Genomic DNA, 15,656 nt, shown 5'->3' on the forward strand with positions numbered 1-15,656 from the left:
GCTTTGAATTGTACGTTCACAGCTCGCATTATCTGCAGGCGTCGAGAAACTAGGCACGGACGTGGCACATGACCGGAGCATTAACCGACCGGCCCGAGTTGTTTTGGATCAGTGGCAGCCCGCCCGCATGGCGCGTGTTGCTCGGCCTCGCATTGAAGGAGATTCCTTATATTTCCTGCCGCCTGGATCCATCCAAGAGTGAACACAAATCGGAAGTCTATCTCTCGATCAACCCTCGTGGTCGGGTCCCGACGCTYAGGTTTGAGAATGTAGTAATCCACGAGTCGATTGCGATCCTGGCCTTTCTCGATGCGCGTTGGCCGGCGCGCCCGCTGTTCGGTCGCGACCCCGCGCGCGCTGCCGCGGTCTGGCAGGCGGTCATCGAGGTGGAAACCGCGCTTCATGCACCGCTTGGAACCGTGGCAAGAATCCTGTTCAGGGGACAAGCGGCGGATAGCCGGGACGAGTTAATCTCGGCGGCGCAGACCACACGGGAGGAATTGGCACGATGGGAACGAGCGCTGGAGCTTGACGACTTCACGGTCGGTGATCAGCCTTCGGCTGCTGATTGCATGCTTTATCCCAGCATCGCCTGGCTTCGCCGTGCGATCCAGCAGTCAGCCGCGGGCACGGAGATTCCCGCGAACGTCCTCAAGCTATTTCAGGATTTTCCGCAGATCGTATTCTGGGGACGCAGAGTGCAGGCTCTGCCAGGATTTGAATCGACTTATCCGCCGCATTGGCGGGAAGCCGAAAAGAGTCCGACAATTTAGGCTGTGAACTCGCAAACAGCGTTTTCGCGGCGCGTTTTGCTTGCCGTTGCGCCTAGCGGCACCTGGCGCCAACACAGGTTGACTTGGTGGCTAGAGTTCGCAGCTCCAACCTGTTAGCGGGCGGACCAATCGCAATTTGCTTCTAGCGCCGCGATTGGGGCCTTATCTCAGTCTTGGACTGCCCGCGACTACAGTCCTACCTATCAGTTGCGCTCGGCCGCTCCAGGTTCCTAAATACTGCGGCGACAGCAGCGGTGTCCTGGTCTCCATAACCTGCGGCGACAGCCGCATTGAACAGGGGCAGGGCGGCAGAGAACATCGGCGTGGGACATGCAAGACTCTCGGCGAATTCGGTGATGATTCGCAGATCTTTCTGCCACAGCGACAGTGGCATCGTCCGTACCGGAGTGTAGCTATCGGCAACGAGCATTGCACCACGGGCACGCAGCGAGTTGGATCCTCCAGCGCCATCCGCAATCACTGCGAACATTTCCGCCGGGTCAAGTCCTGCCATCCGGGCTATCGCAAAGGCCTCGCCGGCCGCCGCGGTATGAATTGCTACCAGCAGGTTTGCGACATATTTCATCTTGGATCCGTTGCCGAACTCTCCCAGATAGTGGGCCGCACGGGCGAACCCGCCGAACACCAAAATACATCTATCGTAGGCGTCCCGAGGGCCGCTGCCATAGACGAGCAAGTCACGCGTCTTGGCCTGCTCACCTGTTCCGGAAAGAGGGCAATCGAGCATCGTGACGCCGATCGCGTTCAGCCGCACCTGTGCTGCGACCTTGTCGGCAAGCGGAAAAGTGCTCGTTTCGACCAGAATCATACCTGGCCGGACCGCGACTTCCAGCGCGGCGACGACGTCGTAAAGTGCCACCACGGTCGGCAGAGACGTGATGATGATTTCGGAAGCAGCCGCAGCCTCTGCGATCGAGGAAAACGGTGACCCGCCGGCACTCTCGAAGCGATTGATCGCATCCGGCTGGATATCGTATCCCCCGGGTCGGAAGCCGGCGCGTACGAGGTTGGAGCCCATCGCCGAACCCATAATACCGAGCCCGAGGAGGCAGACCGACGGCATATTTGGGGCGTTCATCCGGCTAGTTCCTCTGCTGCAGAATAAATTCGATATGCAAGCGCATGTGCGATTGTCGCTGTTCCATCCCGGGTCGCCCCGTATTCGGCCAGCCCGTCGACCGTCGATTTAACGAACGATCGCCAATTCATTTTCGAGCGGTCACCAGCAGTACACCGTCAGTTCATCCGTTACGTTCTTCACGCCACCAGATCTGAAACGGGATCAATCAGGTGCATGTTGGAAAGATCGAAACGCAATCCGATACAATCGCCTGGGCGAACGGTCGTGTCCGGGCCCAGCCGCGCAGAAAAATCAATGGCCCCGATGCGGAAAACCACCACGGTCTCGGCGCCCATAGGCTCGACGACGTCGATCCTTGCTCGGATAGCGCCCGCTGCTTCTTCCACAATGTGTTCAGGCCGAATCCCAAACAGCATGGGCCGTCCGACGAAATTGCGGTATCGGACGACCCTCTCCTGCGGAATGACGAGGCTGATGTCACCCGGCAACTGCAAACAAAGACCCTCACCATCCGGTGCGAGGCGGCAGTCCGCAAAATTCATCGCCGGCGAACCCATGAACCCGGCAACGAAGCGCGTTCTCGGAGCGCGGTAGACCTGTTGGGGCGTACCAACCTGCTCGATCACACCACGGTTCATGACGACCACAACATCCGCAAGCGTGACCGCCTCGATCTGGTCGTGCGTAACGTAGACCGTCGTGGTCTGAAGTCTTTGATGGATCTTCTTAATCTCCGTGCGCATTTGCACCCGTAGTTTCGCGTCGAGATTCGACAATGGCTCGTCGAAGAGAAACACCAGGGGATTGCGGACGATAGCGCGCCCCATCGCCACGCGCTGGCGCTGCCCGCCGGAGAGGGCCTTGGGCCGTCTTTCGAGCAAAGGTTCAAGCTCTAGAATACGGGCAGCATCCTCAACCCGCTTTCCGATCTCCGCTTTCGCCAAGCCACGTAATTTTAGACCGAATGACATGTTCTGAGACACAGTCATATGTGGATAAAGCGCGTAGCTCTGGAACACCATGGCGATGTCGCGATCCTTTGGGGCGACATCGTTGATGATGCGTCCTCCGATATCAATYGTACCTTCGGAAATATCCTCCAGTCCCGCTATCATTCTCAGCGTGGTTGTCTTGCCGCAACCAGACGGGCCCACGAGCGCGACGAATTGCTTGTCCGCGATGTCGAGGTCGATCCCGCGGACAGCCTCAATCGTTCCGTACCGCTTCACCACGCCTCGTAGGCTCACTCCGGCCATGCCGCCCTCCCTTTAGATCGCCGTTCTCCGCCAAGCCGGCGGTACGCCCATGATGTCGAAGAAATCGCCCGCAACTTCGAGCGCGGCGATCGGACCAATATCTATCGAAGCGTCCGGGCTTGGCGCCGCGGGAAGAGCGCCGAGCCTGTGGAGTACTGCGCCGGCATTGCCCATTCCTTCCACACTCGGAAAGACCATGCCGCCCATCAAGCGCGCGAACAGCAACCAGGTCTGACTGAGAATGGAGCGATCCGATTCACCGATGTTTCGGCCGAGTACGTCCAGTCCGAAGCCCGCATCCGTGCGAAAGCGCCAAACAGCTTCCGCATAAGCGCGCGCGTACCGCTGCGCGACGAGTGGCCGTTCGGCAAGGAATCGCCGAGTTGTCGCAGCACAACTGTTCTGAAAGGCAATGTCGAGCCGGCTCAGATCTTCCACAACTTCCCAACCTTTGCGCTGCGCCTGGAATGCTTCCGGCGCGTGCATGACCGCCACATCGACGCGGGTGGAATTGAGCAGGAGTTCGAGTCTTGGAGCCGAGTCACCGACTGGCACCATCTCTACGTCCTTGGCGGGATCCCACCCCCAGGCCTGCAACGCCGTGACCATCGCGCATTCGTCCGCATCTCCCCGTGCCACGCATCCCCAACGGCGCCCGCGCAAGTGCTCCCGTTCGGAAATGCCGGAACGAGCCGAAATCTGGACCGCAGACCGGCTGATCGCCGAAGCGATTACAGCGGCGTCGCCGCCTAACCGATGGTTCGCCAATAATAGTTCGGGACCAACTGTGTTGATGAAATCGACTTCGCCCCGTATCAGGGCCGCCAACGCTGCCGGATGGCCGGGGATAAACGCCAATTCGACCTCCAGGCCCACACGCTCGAAATAGCCACCGTCGAGCGCCGCGAAAACTGGTGCAAGGCCGGCCCCACGATGAGCCACGCCGATTTTTACCTTATCCGACAAGAGCATTTCCCCGGCTATTTGAGGCCGCTAAGGCCGAAACCCTTGGTGATGAAGCGCTGAAGCAGCGCGAACAGGGCGAACACAGGCAGGGTCGCCATAACCGCGATGGCCATCTGTTCCGTCGGCGGAGTGCCGAAATCCTCGCCGAACTGGACCAGTCCAAGCGGGAAGGTACGAAACGTATCGAGAGAGGTTATCGTCAGCGGCCAGACGAACTGATCCCAGCTATCGCGGAATGAAAAGATCGTGAGCACCGCCAGCGCCGGCACGCACTGCGGCAGGATGATTTGTATCAGGATACGGAGTTCGCCAGCGCCATCGATACGGGCGGCTTCGATGTAGTCCGACGGAATGGAAAGTATCGATTGACGCATGAGAAAGATGCCAAATGCTTCGATCAACAGGGGACCTGCGATGCCTTGATAGGTGTTGATCCAGTCGAACTGGTAGATGACCAGAAACGTCGGGACCAGCGTGACTTCAAGGGGCAGCATAAGAGTGCTGAGAATGAGCAGTAGGACAAACCTGTCGCCGCGGAAGGTGAACTTCGCCAGCCCATACCCGGCCATAGTACAGAAAACGAGATTCCCACCCGTGACGAGTGCTGACACGATGAAGCTGTTGGCAAAATAGCCAGGGAAATTGGCTCGACCGAGAGCGTTGGGGTAGTTCTCTGGGTGCCAGACGGAGGGTATCCATTCCGTCGTCAACTGAAACATCTTCTCGCCGGACTGAAACGATGCGGTGACCATCCACAGGATGGGCAACAGGAATACAAAGGCGAGCGCCGACAAAGCCCCCAGCATCGACAGCGAGCGAAGTTGCAACGCGGAGATCCTCATGCCAGCACCTGCTCGCGTTGCCGAAAAACGCGCATCTGTCCCATCGTGAATGCCAGCATGATGGCGAACAGAATGACGGAGATCGCCGCGGCCTGACCCATCTTTAGATAGGAAAAACCCGTCTCGTAGATGAGCATCGACAGCACGCGCGTTGCGTTGCCGGGCCCACCACCCGTTATGATATAGGGCATGAGAAAAATGCGCGCGCTCAGCAACGCGGATACGACCGTGACAAAAAACAAGGTGGGAGCAAGGAGCGGCAAAGTAATGTGCCAGAAGCGCCTGACCGGCCCCGCGCCATCCAGTTGCGCTGCTTCGTAGTAATCTTCCGGCAAGGCGAGGAGAGCCGCGAGAAAAACGATCATGAAGTAGGGAGCGAACCGCCACACGGTGACTAGAATAATTGCCGGCATTGCGGTCGTACCATCTGTCAGCCAATCGATGCGGCCTATGCCCAGTGGCGCAAGTACCTGGTTCACCAACCCATAAGGGTGCAGCAGAAAGCGCCATACCAGGCAGACTGCGATGATCGGCATCAGGTTAGCGAGAAAAATTGCGGTCATGCAATGACGCGATCCGGGAACACCGAGGTTCATCAGCATCGCCAAGCCGAGTCCCGCGAGCGTGAGCAAAAGCGTGGAACCGACGATGTAGACCATCGTATTTTTCAGCGTCTCGAGGAAGACAGGATCGCTGAATGCACGACGGTAGTTGTCCAGCCCCACGAATACTGGTTCCGAGACCATGTCGTACGAGGTGAAACTGAGTCCGATCGACCATGCCATCGGACCAAACTTGAAGATGGCAAAGAACAGCAACGCCGGAGCAACGAAGCCAAATCCCCAGAGGGCTATTCGGCCCTGATAGCCCAATCGCCGAAGAGAGATCCGGTCGGATGCCGATTGACCGCTTTCGGACACTATAGTTGCTTCGGCCATCGGCATCAGCCCTTCCGCAATGCCGCGGTAGCACGGTCGACTTCCGCAGCCGCGGCATTCAGGCTTGCCGGAATCTCGGCACCGTTGAGCAAAATTCGCTGCACGGCGCGGTGCATGGCGTCGGCTAGCTCGTTGTAGACAACTGTGCGGGGAAGCGGCACGCCGCGCTCCGTAGCGGTTAGAACCGCCTGCACGTTTGGGAAGCTTCGAACCTCGTCGCTCTCGGTCCAACCGCTTCGCCGTGCCAGCGTGAACGGGCCGGTGTCGCGCCAGCAGTCGATGGGATCGCTCATGACGAAGCGATAGAAATCGTGCAACGCCTCCTGCTTTTCCTGCGCTGCCCGAGCGTTGACGACCAGATTAAACCCGTAGGTCGTCGAACGGCCTTCGCCCGCCTTGACACCGGGATATTGGACGGGAAGGAAGTAGCCCTCCTTAAGCATGCGCTCATTCTGCGACTGGATCGCCGCAGGTGGGATCGGATGGCAAAAGAACATGGAGCAACGCTCCTTGAGCCAGTCCATCTGCGGCAGAGGAGGTGTAGCAATCGATTCGGCCGGGTCCTCTGCGCCGTAAGTTCGGGCGATGGAAGTGCGGATGGTCATTGCCCGAATACCCGCGGCATCATTGACCGCGCAGCGGCCGTCATCGTCGAACCAACGACCGCCACAGTCGAGTAGGATTGGATTGAATTGCGTCATCGTCCATTGCGAGGAGTGCATCGCAAACTTGAAGCCCTGACGGGTGAAGCGGCTACCATCCTTGACAGTCAATCGACGAGCGACCTCCCCGAAATGCTCCCAGTTCTGAGATGCGTCACGTACGGGGTCGAGGCCGACCTCGGCAATGTGGTGCGTATTGAGATAGTTGCAGAAGCCGTAGAACCAGAGCGGGTAGCCGTAGACCTGGCCGTCTCGGGCCGCGCCGGCGACGAAGGCCGGTGTAAAATCGCCTACGAAGGCGTCGTAGTTCGCGTAGCCCAATCGCTTGACATCCAACGGCGCGATCAGGCCTCGGGACAACCAGGTGGGCATAAACCAATCCTGGCTCACGAAGCCGTCTGGAGCGGTCCCGGTGGCATAGCCGACGCTTAGCTTCTTGCCCAGGTCGCCGAAGGTGAACCATTGAAAATCGATACGTACATGAGGGTTTTGCTCCATATAGAGGCGAACGCGTTTCTGCAGCCATCCTCGCTGCTGCGGCTGTTCGAACGTCCAGAAGCTGAGGCTGATCGGTTTGGGCGATTGCGCTCTTGTGGGCCTTATCATTGCCATAGAGCCGGCTCCCAAAAGCAGACTGCGGCGACTCAGAGCGCTGATGACATTCTTATCCATTGGCCGGCTTCTCCCCGTTAGCGTTATCGTTGTATTTGTATTCAATCTGCTTATCCGGAGCCGATGCGATTCCAGCCGCGACCGAGGTCGCCGAAGCCGTCGCTGCCGTCCCGGCTTACGGCCACCGTGTCTTCAAGCTTGATAAAGCCGCGTCGGGAGTGGCGAATTTCAGTTTCGATCGAAAGCACCATGCCAACTTCCAACTCGCGGTCTTCATCAAAGCCGGGGTAAGGTACAAATCCTTTCCCGGTCAGCCGTGGCGCTTCGTGAGCGACCAGGCCCATGCCGTGAGCGAGAAAATGAATTTCGCGACGGTGCGGCGACGCGGCTACCGCAGTCTCAGCGGCGGAATATACGTCCCCGCCCCGCGCACCAGCCTTGATCGGCTGGCGGGCCGCCTGCTGGATCTGCTCAACTGCACCAAGCAGGTCTTCGAGCTCTGCATCGGGTTCGCCCAGAACACCCATCCGGCAGAGATCCCCGATGTAGCCGCCATAGTTGCCACCGGAGTCGAGAGAGACGATATCGCTAGCCTCTATCCTCTGATCGGAGACCGCTCGATTGAGGCTGGCCCCTGCCGTAATCAGGCAGTATTCAAAAGTAAGACCTCGCTCAAATTCTTTCTGCCGGAGTAGATCGACCAGATCTCTCTTCGTCATTCCCGGCCGGACGTCTGCAAACGTGTCGATCATTGCCGCGACGACACGTTCGGAAGCCTCGCGCAGCAAATCCAACTCGGCGGGCGTCTTGCAACCACGCAGCCGTTCGAGTGGCACGACCGCGTCCGCGAATTCCGCTTCCGGCAAACTCTCCCGAAGTAGCGTCCATGCATCCGATGGCAAAAATGGCGCCTCTATGCCCACTCTCCGCATCGGAAGACCGAGCGACTTGAGCGCCGCGATGGCCTGCCCCATGGCATCCAGCGTGCCCCAGCTGACGGTGTGAACGATGGGCGTCCAGAAGCGATCGAGCTGATGCTCGAAGGCCTCGAGCCTCGCAGCGACATAAACAGCCCGGTCCGGCCGACCCTTCGGATAGACCAGGATCGGCAAGTAGCGGCTGAGCCCGATGGCTTCCTTCTGATCGAAGAAGAAGAAGCGATAGCCACCCAATAAGTATTGGACATTGTGTTTTGAGGTGACCAACAGAACGTCGAGACCGGCCGCGTCCATCAACGCGTCGAGGTGATCAGTATTGAACGGCACGGTTCGTTCTGATTGCTGCGGCTTATCCAACACGGTCATAACCTTCCTTCTTCACTTCGGTATTCATGCCGCTTCGATTGCGGCCATCGACGGCAAGGGGTCCGGAACTGGTCGACCGCTGGTGCGTAGTATGGTTGCAATGTCCAAGCCAAGATTCGGATCGCTCTCTGGCCCTGCGAGACCGCGCTCGATGAAGGCGCCCAGGTACTTTCCATACCGAACAGCGGCTCGACCGGGAGGAAGGCGAAGGGCGGAATATCGCGCCAATGCATCGGCGATCGAAACGCCTTCGGTAAGACTCTCCGCCAACGCGAGCGCGTCCTGTCCCGCCTTTAGGACACCGATACCAACGTGCGGGCGCGCCACGAACGCTGCATCACCGAGCAGCGCAGTACGTTTATTTGCGATTTGATGCGACATGACGTCGTAGATTGGCTGAACGAGATGTCCGTGAGAGTTTTGAACCACTTCCGCCAATCGCGCGGGCAACAAGCGTTCGGCTGCTTCGCGCAACAGGCTCACATGAATGGGCCGGATGAGCATTGGCGGAATGGAATAGGCGTGAAGACGACCCGTCTCGTCAGTCAGAAGATCGTCCAATGGAGCGCCTTCAGGCACGCGATAGTACCAGAGAAACGTATAAAGTCGGGCTCCGGGCTGACGGTGCTGCACTGTGCCGGCTAGAGGGTATCCGATAAACTGCCCTCCGAGAGGGAACGCGAATGCATATTGATTCAGCGTTGTCTCGCGCCAGGCGGATGTAAGATTCCCTTCCTCTACGATGCCACGCCACGCCACATATCCGGCGTATCGAGGCGTGACCTGTGGCGCCACGAAGCGACGAACCACGGAGCGGAAGCCGTCCGCGCCGATCAGAAGATCGGCTTTCGCAGAGCTGCCGTCTTCAAATATCGCTTCCACGGCATCATCAGTTTCACGCACGGAGTGCAAAGTGCGGCCTTTGTGATACTGCGTTGCTGGAAATGCTTGCATCAGAGGCTTGAAAACCTGCGCCCATGGACCGAGCGTCTGTGGGTAGGCGTAGTAAGCTACAGTCTCGCCATCAGCCCCGATGCCGCAGCGACCCTCGACGTCCACTCCGACAATTTCGCCATCCTCCGCGCCGGAGGCGGCAAGAATCATGTCCAGTTCGGGATGCCGCGCGATACCAGTACCCCTTGAGGCGAGGCCTTCGGATACGCGTTCGTAAATCGCCACGTTCCATCCGCAGCGATGCAGCATGTTACCGATAAACAGTCCGCCGACCGACCCGCCGATCACGATCACACGGGGACGAGAGGTCGTAGCCCTCGCCATGTTGCAATCCTCCTCCCGACGAAGACAGTTAGCTTCGTGTTTTTTCTATTGAAGAGATTGCAGGAAGATCTCGGTCGCGAGTAATGTTAAGTTCCGATTGGGGGTATAGTCGCCCGCTATGCGGCTTCCAGCCTCCGCGGAGCAGTCCGCAGGGCTGCATGGACCGCATCGACAAAGCGATGTGCGGGAAGCGACAACGGTCTGTCGGCTGCATGCATCACGTAGATGTCGGAGAAGAGGTCGGTATCGCTCAACGTGTTGAGAACGAAATCGGGGGAATCCCAATCGTGAACCATGGCGATACTGGGTACCGCCGTCGACCAGGTCGAACCTGAGACAAATCGCATCGTGGCCCCAAGGCCATCGATCTCAATGAATTGGGATGGCTTCACGTCAGCCGCCTTAAGCCTCATATCTAACAGCCGGCGGATCGCATTTTGTCGGGACGGAAGCACCAGCTTGAGATCGGTAAGGTCTGCTAGGCAGACCGGCTGCCAAGGCACCAGCGCTTTTGCTGCGCCCGACACCAGAACCACGGGGTCCCGGATCAATAATCGCAATTTGAGAGCCGTCTGCGATGCGGGCGCGTTGCCTATGGCAAGGTCAAGCTGACCAGCGGTGACCGCCTCTGCAAGCGAGCCGCTCGTTGCCTCAAGGACCTTCAGCGCGACATCCGGATGCGCCTCCGCGAAGCTAACGCGAATACCATCCAACAGACCCCGACAAATCGAGGGCATCAGGCCAATTCGCACCGCACCTCGGAGGACTCCGCCCCCGTCCGCCATTCGCTGGCGGACACTCTGAAGCTGTTGGAGCAAATCCATCGCAAGACCATAAAATTCGTGTCCCGCGAGCGTGGGATGTACGCCTTGGGCCGTTCGGTCAAACAGCTTCCGTCCAAGGTCCTCCTCAAGTTGTCGGATATGCACCGATAAAGCGGGCTGAACAATATTCTCGCGCTCTGCCGCGCGGGTTACGCTGCCTTCTTCATAGACAGCGACGAAATAGCGAAGCTTTCGAAAGTCAAGGTTCACCGGGGCGATCCTCGTCGGCTCGCTCAGACAGGTGGCTTGAGCTCGGAACCGGGCGCATCTTATCGACGGTACCGTCGGGCATTAATGAGGAAATCGCATCAGATCCGTGCGTAATTCGCATTAACCAGGSTAACTAGAAACACAGTGCTCCCTGGACATCGTTGCTGACGGTGTAACCGGCGACACGCGAAAAAAGCATCTTCCTCCACACGCATCGCGCGGTGTTGACGACAGCCTGACGCGACCCGAATCTCCAGTTTTTCCTAAGCTGCCTTGTGAAGCGCCAGCCATGCGTCCTTGCTCTTCGCGCGGACTTCGAGAACAAGATCAGTCGACAGTTCCCAAGGCATCGTGGCCCCATAGGTCGGCCGCTTTCGCCAGGCGTCCAGCCAACGCACAATTCCAGGACGATCGACCAGCATCATGTCCGCGAGCCCGAACTTCTCGGCCGAAATCATGTAAGGCAGTACCGCGATATCTGCGAGGCTGGGCTTGTCGCCTATCAACCAGGGCTGGGCCGTAAGGACGGTCTCCATATCAGCCATTGTCCGCTCAAGCACGCCAAGAGAATGCGTGAATTCCGGCGCCGTGTACCCGTGCGTGAACAATCGTTCCTGCCGTTCGCGGCGCGCCGGATCGATCAGTTTCGCTAGCAGGGAGTCGACCTCTCGACTGCTCTTCTCCAGCCACGTGGGGCGGATCAAAATAGTCCAACCCAGACCGGCCCAGTTAGCATGAAGGCTCCCGTCCACCCATTTCAGCCATTTGCGCATCATCGCCTGAGCATATGCACCTTCTGGCTTGAGTGAGTCGCGGCTGTATGCCGTATCGAGATATTCCATGATGATGGTGGACTCGGTGATAACGAGACCGTCATCGATCAACGTCGGCACGACTCCCTTTGGATTCAGCCTGAGATATTCAAGCCGAAGATTCTCCTTTTCGAGAATGTTGATGATCTCGCTACCCCATTCGAGTTTCTTTTCGGTAAGGACGGCACGGACCTTGGCCGCACATGGCGAACTTGGATAGTGATAGAGCGTGATCATGATGGGGCCTTTACGCAGGAAACCGGGGAACGTCAGCCGGGCGACCTGCCGCCGACTTTGCGAATGACAGCTTCGACTCGGCGGGAGTCCGCGTCCCACCATTTCTGAAAATCCTGGGAGTTGAGAAAGGCCGGTTCTACCCCGGACTTCTGGATTGCGGCGGAATAGCTCGGATCGGCCGCTATCTTCGTCACGGCTTCTGTTACCTTGTCCCTGATAGCCGACGGGACATCCCGGTGCGCGAACAGCCCGGCCCAAACCGTGTACTCGATGTCAATGCCGCGCTCGATCAGGGTTGGCACATCAGGTAGGCGGGCCAGGCGCTCACGCGTCGAGACCGCCAATACGCGCAACGTCCCGGCTTCGACCTGTCCCATGCCCAATCCTGGAATCGTGAAGAAGATATCGGCATGTCGGCCGAGCAGCAGACTCATCGAAGGACTGCCGCCGGTGGTGGGGACATGCAGCATTTCAATGCCGGTCGCTTGCATCAGCATCTCCATCGGGATATGCGTGGGTCCGAAGCGTCCCGATGACGTAAAGGAGAGCTTCCCTGGATTCTTGCGCGCGTCGTCTATCAGATCGTCGATCGTCTTCCACGGTGAATCGCTGTGGACGTAGATTAGCGCCGGGTCGGCTGCCAGCCGCGCTATCGGGCTGAACTGGCTACGTTCGAACATCGGCGACTTGCCTTCGACGACGGCGACGACAGGCAAAGTAGAGATACTCGATAATGTCACCAATAGCGTGTAACCGTCAGCCGGCGCGGCCGCGACCGCCTGAATACCGATACCGCCACCTGCGCCTGGTCTCGATACGACAATAAAGGGTTGGCCGAGAGCCTGTTGCAAGGCATGCGAAAGAGGACGGGCAACAATGTCGCTCATCCCACCGGCCGCGAACGGGACCACCACCGAAACCGTTCTGGCTGGATAGGAAGACAAAGTTTCGGCCGAACCCGTGATGGGGCACAACGCCGAGGCGCAAAAACCGGCAAGCACGGAACGGCGTGACGGTCGATTCGAAATTGCGCGAGATGCCATACTACTTCCACCCACCCTTGACATATCTATCGATCCGCCGCGCGCGTCTTGTGGATCTGTTCGCCGAGGCCGGCTAGGCCGAGACGAACGGTGCTCCCCGGTTGAAGGAAGCGCTGAGGCTTTTTGCCAAGTCCTACGCCGGGTGGCGTTCCCGTACTTATGATGTCCCCCGGGTAAAGTGTGATGCACTGGGAGACGTAAGCGACTAACTCCGGGACCTTGAAAATCATTTTTGATGTATTGCCGGTTTGCATTCGCTCGCCGTCCACATCGAGAAAGATAGCGAGATCATCCACCTTCAGGACCTCGTCGCGGGTTACCAGCCATGGGCCCAAAGGACCGAAGCTGTCAAAGCCCTTGCCCTTGTCCCAAGCTCCGCCACGTTCGTTTTGCCACTCGCGCTCGGAAACATCGTTACAAACGGTGTACCCAGCGATGTGGGATAGCGCGTCCTTCTCGTGTACGGATCGAGCGGTTTTACCAATGACAATTGCGAGCTCGGCTTCCCAATCGGTTTTCTTTGAACCCCGCGGAATAAGGATGTCATCTTCAGGGCCGCATAGAGCACTCAATGACTTCAAAAAGACTATCGGCTCGTTTGGGACCGCGGCTCCCGTTTCGGCCGCATGGTCGGAATAGTTCAGTCCGATGCAGACAAAGTTTCGCGTTCCCGCCACAGGCACGCCAAGACGCGGCTTCCCGCTAACCTCCGGAAGCGTTTCCAAGTCGATTGCTGCGATTTTCGCCAAGCCGTCGTCAGACAGAACTTCGCCGGCAAAATCTGGAACGAAGCCGGAAAGGTCACGCACCTTTCCCCAACTATCAACGATGCCCGGGTTCTCTTGTCCGACCTCGCCATAACGAACGAGCTTCATACTATTTTTCCTTCAGTGATAACAACAGATGCGCAACGCCCAAGGCGCCTACTTCAAGCCGAACGATTCAAGTGATTTGGCCAGGTCCATCATCTCGATGGTCGTCCGGCCCTTGCGGAGCCCATTGCGAATGCCGTCTTCGTAAGAAATCCGACTGTCCGCTGCGCTGCATACGCGCTCCAGGTCGAGTGTGGGTACAACGACAACGCCATCCCGATCGCCCACAACGATGTCTCCATGCCGAACCAAGGCACCAGCGCAGACAATATCGGTTCCGACCTTCCCCGATCGCCTTTTTACAGTGCCTTTGATAGAGACGCCGCGCGCGAACACCGGAAGTCCCAGCGCACAGATCGTGTCGCAGTCACGCACGGCGCCATCGATGATGACGCCAGCTATACCGGCCTGGATTGCCGCTTCGGATAGCACATCGCCCCAAAGCCCGGCTTCCAAGAAGCCCTGCGCATCGATCACCAGGATGTCTCCTGCGCGCGCCTTGGTCACGGCGTAATGGACGATGAGATTGTCGCCTGGAGAGGCCGCAACCGTTAACGCCGGGCCGGCAAGACGCATGGATGGATCAATCGGCTTGATGCCATGGTCCATCGCACCAACCTGCCCCTGCGCCTCATGCAGAGTTGCTGTTCCGTACCTTACTAGTTCGTCGCGCAATCGAATGGAAAACGGTTCGGGTGTCGTGACTGTTAACATCGTCACTTGCGCTCCTCGTGCGGATTATGTCTGATCAAATCGACGTTTTTTCTTGGCTCTTGATCGCTGTCCGCACCAACAATTGTTCGGCGACGCGATCGAACCCTATTCTGCATTACGAAGGGACCGACAAAACACAAAGGCGCGCACGACGTTCGTGCGCAAAGCGCAGCAAACCGACTGACAACGCGCGACGCTTTGTGGCGTCATTGCGATGAAGTCGGCGCACGAAAATCTGCTGGGATCGCCCGCCGCGTGACGCATGTTGTTCGATTCTTCGCTATTCCGGCGGAGCGGCGCGGCMAGGTTGTCGGAACGATTTAGGGATGCCAACAGCAAATAGTGTCGATCGCATCCGGAGTATTGGCGTCTCACTTAGTCGGGACGATGCCGAGGTTCTTGCGGTTTATTGGTCAACGATTTGCGCAAAAAGTCGATCATGACCCGCACCTTGTTGGGCAGATAGGCCCGGCTGGGGTAGRGGAGCCATGCGGCCGTTTCGAAATCCGTGGCCGAAACCGAATAATCGGGAAAGGGATCTATGAGCGTTCCGTTAGCGAGCGCCTCATCGACGAGCCAGTTTGCCAGCAGCGCTGGCCCCATGCCGTCAAGAGCGCAGGCGGTCAATACGAGCGGATTCGAAATGACGATGTCCCCGTGAACGGAAATCGTGTCTATCCTTCCGTTCTGATCTCGAAACAACCATCGTGAGCGATAATCCGGCAAGTTAAGCAGAAGACACTTGTGCTTGGAGAGATCCGCCGGCAACGCCAAAGACTTTCCCTGTTTGCTGCAACTCTCGAGGTAGCTGGGACTCACGCATACACGATATCTTGTGTTGAAAAGCCTGACCCCAATCAATCCGGTATCGAGGCTGGGTCCCAAACGCACCGCGAGATCCACTCCCTCGGACACGAGATCGAGATTTACGTCGGTCAAGAGAAGTTCGACCCGCAACTCGGGAAAGGCCTTACGCATTTTCGGGAGAATGGGGGCGATACATTTGTAGCCGAAGGCTATTGACGCGGTGAGCCGCAGTGTTCCTATCGGCTTCACGCTGATCGCAAGAGCTTCGTCGCGGGCGTGATCAATTTCCTCGATAAGCGGCTCTATCCGGGCGAGATACTTCGCTCCTGCCTCCGTGAGCGTCATCCGACGGGTTGAGCGCTGAAACAGCCGGACATGCAACTCGTCTTCGAGCGAAGCGATCG

At 58.3% G+C, this 15,656-nt stretch carries 15 protein-coding genes; 1 reads left to right on the forward strand and 14 read right to left on the reverse strand.

The window, feature by feature from the left end; all coding sequences use genetic code 11:
* Positions 1 to 68: 68 nt before the first annotated feature.
* Positions 69 to 773, forward strand: a complete 705-nt coding sequence (locus AC1D00_RS04840) for a glutathione S-transferase family protein (protein ID WP_477009863.1) — start codon at positions 69 to 71, stop codon at positions 771 to 773.
* A 196-nt stretch (positions 774 to 969) separates the two neighbouring features.
* Here AC1D00_RS04840 and AC1D00_RS04845 read toward each other — a convergent pair whose 3' ends face one another.
* From AC1D00_RS04845 to AC1D00_RS04910, 14 genes are all read right to left on the reverse strand, one after another.
* The gene (locus tag AC1D00_RS04845; protein ID WP_477009864.1) at positions 970 to 1,872 is read right to left on the reverse strand and encodes an NAD(P)-dependent oxidoreductase; all 903 of its coding nucleotides are present in this window, start codon (positions 1,870 to 1,872) and stop codon (positions 970 to 972) included.
* A 179-nt stretch (positions 1,873 to 2,051) separates the two neighbouring features.
* Positions 2,052 to 3,131: an ABC transporter ATP-binding protein gene (locus AC1D00_RS04850; protein WP_477009865.1), complete on the reverse strand. Its 1,080-nt coding sequence runs from the start codon at positions 3,129 to 3,131 to the stop codon at positions 2,052 to 2,054.
* A gap of 12 nt (positions 3,132 to 3,143) precedes the next feature.
* On the reverse strand, positions 3,144 to 4,097 hold the full coding sequence (locus AC1D00_RS04855) for an ABC transporter substrate-binding protein (RefSeq protein WP_477009866.1): 954 nt from the start codon (positions 4,095 to 4,097) through the stop codon (positions 3,144 to 3,146).
* A 14-nt stretch (positions 4,098 to 4,111) separates the two neighbouring features.
* Positions 4,112 to 4,939, reverse strand: a complete 828-nt coding sequence (locus AC1D00_RS04860; protein WP_477009867.1) for a carbohydrate ABC transporter permease — start codon at positions 4,937 to 4,939, stop codon at positions 4,112 to 4,114.
* A complete protein-coding gene (locus AC1D00_RS04865; protein ID WP_477009868.1) occupies positions 4,936 to 5,883 on the reverse strand; it encodes a carbohydrate ABC transporter permease in 948 nt (315 codons plus the stop codon). The genes AC1D00_RS04860 and AC1D00_RS04865 overlap by 4 nt, the downstream gene beginning before the upstream one ends.
* A complete protein-coding gene (locus AC1D00_RS04870) occupies positions 5,883 to 7,211 on the reverse strand; it encodes an ABC transporter substrate-binding protein (protein ID WP_477009869.1) in 1,329 nt (442 codons plus the stop codon). Before AC1D00_RS04870 ends, AC1D00_RS04865 begins: the two co-directional genes overlap by 1 nt.
* A gap of 50 nt (positions 7,212 to 7,261) precedes the next feature.
* Positions 7,262 to 8,455, reverse strand: coding sequence for a M24 family metallopeptidase (locus tag AC1D00_RS04875; RefSeq protein ID WP_477009870.1), 1,194 nt, complete (start codon positions 8,453 to 8,455; stop codon positions 7,262 to 7,264).
* Positions 8,456 to 8,479: 24 nt separating this feature from the next.
* The gene (locus AC1D00_RS04880; protein WP_477009871.1) at positions 8,480 to 9,733 is read right to left on the reverse strand and encodes an FAD binding domain-containing protein; all 1,254 of its coding nucleotides are present in this window, start codon (positions 9,731 to 9,733) and stop codon (positions 8,480 to 8,482) included.
* A 116-nt stretch (positions 9,734 to 9,849) separates the two neighbouring features.
* Positions 9,850 to 10,767, reverse strand: coding sequence for a LysR family transcriptional regulator (locus tag AC1D00_RS04885; protein ID WP_477009872.1), 918 nt, complete (start codon positions 10,765 to 10,767; stop codon positions 9,850 to 9,852).
* A gap of 263 nt (positions 10,768 to 11,030) precedes the next feature.
* On the reverse strand, positions 11,031 to 11,816 hold the full coding sequence (locus AC1D00_RS04890; RefSeq protein ID WP_477009873.1) for a glutathione S-transferase family protein: 786 nt from the start codon (positions 11,814 to 11,816) through the stop codon (positions 11,031 to 11,033).
* Between the two features lie 32 nt (positions 11,817 to 11,848).
* The gene (locus tag AC1D00_RS04895) at positions 11,849 to 12,703 is read right to left on the reverse strand and encodes a tripartite tricarboxylate transporter substrate binding protein (RefSeq protein WP_477009874.1); all 855 of its coding nucleotides are present in this window, start codon (positions 12,701 to 12,703) and stop codon (positions 11,849 to 11,851) included.
* Positions 12,704 to 12,885: 182 nt separating this feature from the next.
* Positions 12,886 to 13,734: a fumarylacetoacetate hydrolase family protein gene (locus AC1D00_RS04900; protein ID WP_477009875.1), complete on the reverse strand. Its 849-nt coding sequence runs from the start codon at positions 13,732 to 13,734 to the stop codon at positions 12,886 to 12,888.
* A gap of 48 nt (positions 13,735 to 13,782) precedes the next feature.
* Complete coding sequence (locus tag AC1D00_RS04905; protein ID WP_477009876.1) at positions 13,783 to 14,445, reverse strand: 4-carboxy-4-hydroxy-2-oxoadipate aldolase/oxaloacetate decarboxylase; 663 nt, start codon at positions 14,443 to 14,445, stop codon at positions 13,783 to 13,785.
* A 375-nt stretch (positions 14,446 to 14,820) separates the two neighbouring features.
* Positions 14,821 to 15,656 (reverse strand): LysR family transcriptional regulator (locus tag AC1D00_RS04910; protein WP_477009877.1); only part of this gene is annotated, 836 nt, incomplete at its 5' end.

It is taken from the genome of Bradyrhizobium sp. P2_E8 (genome assembly GCF_056403875.1).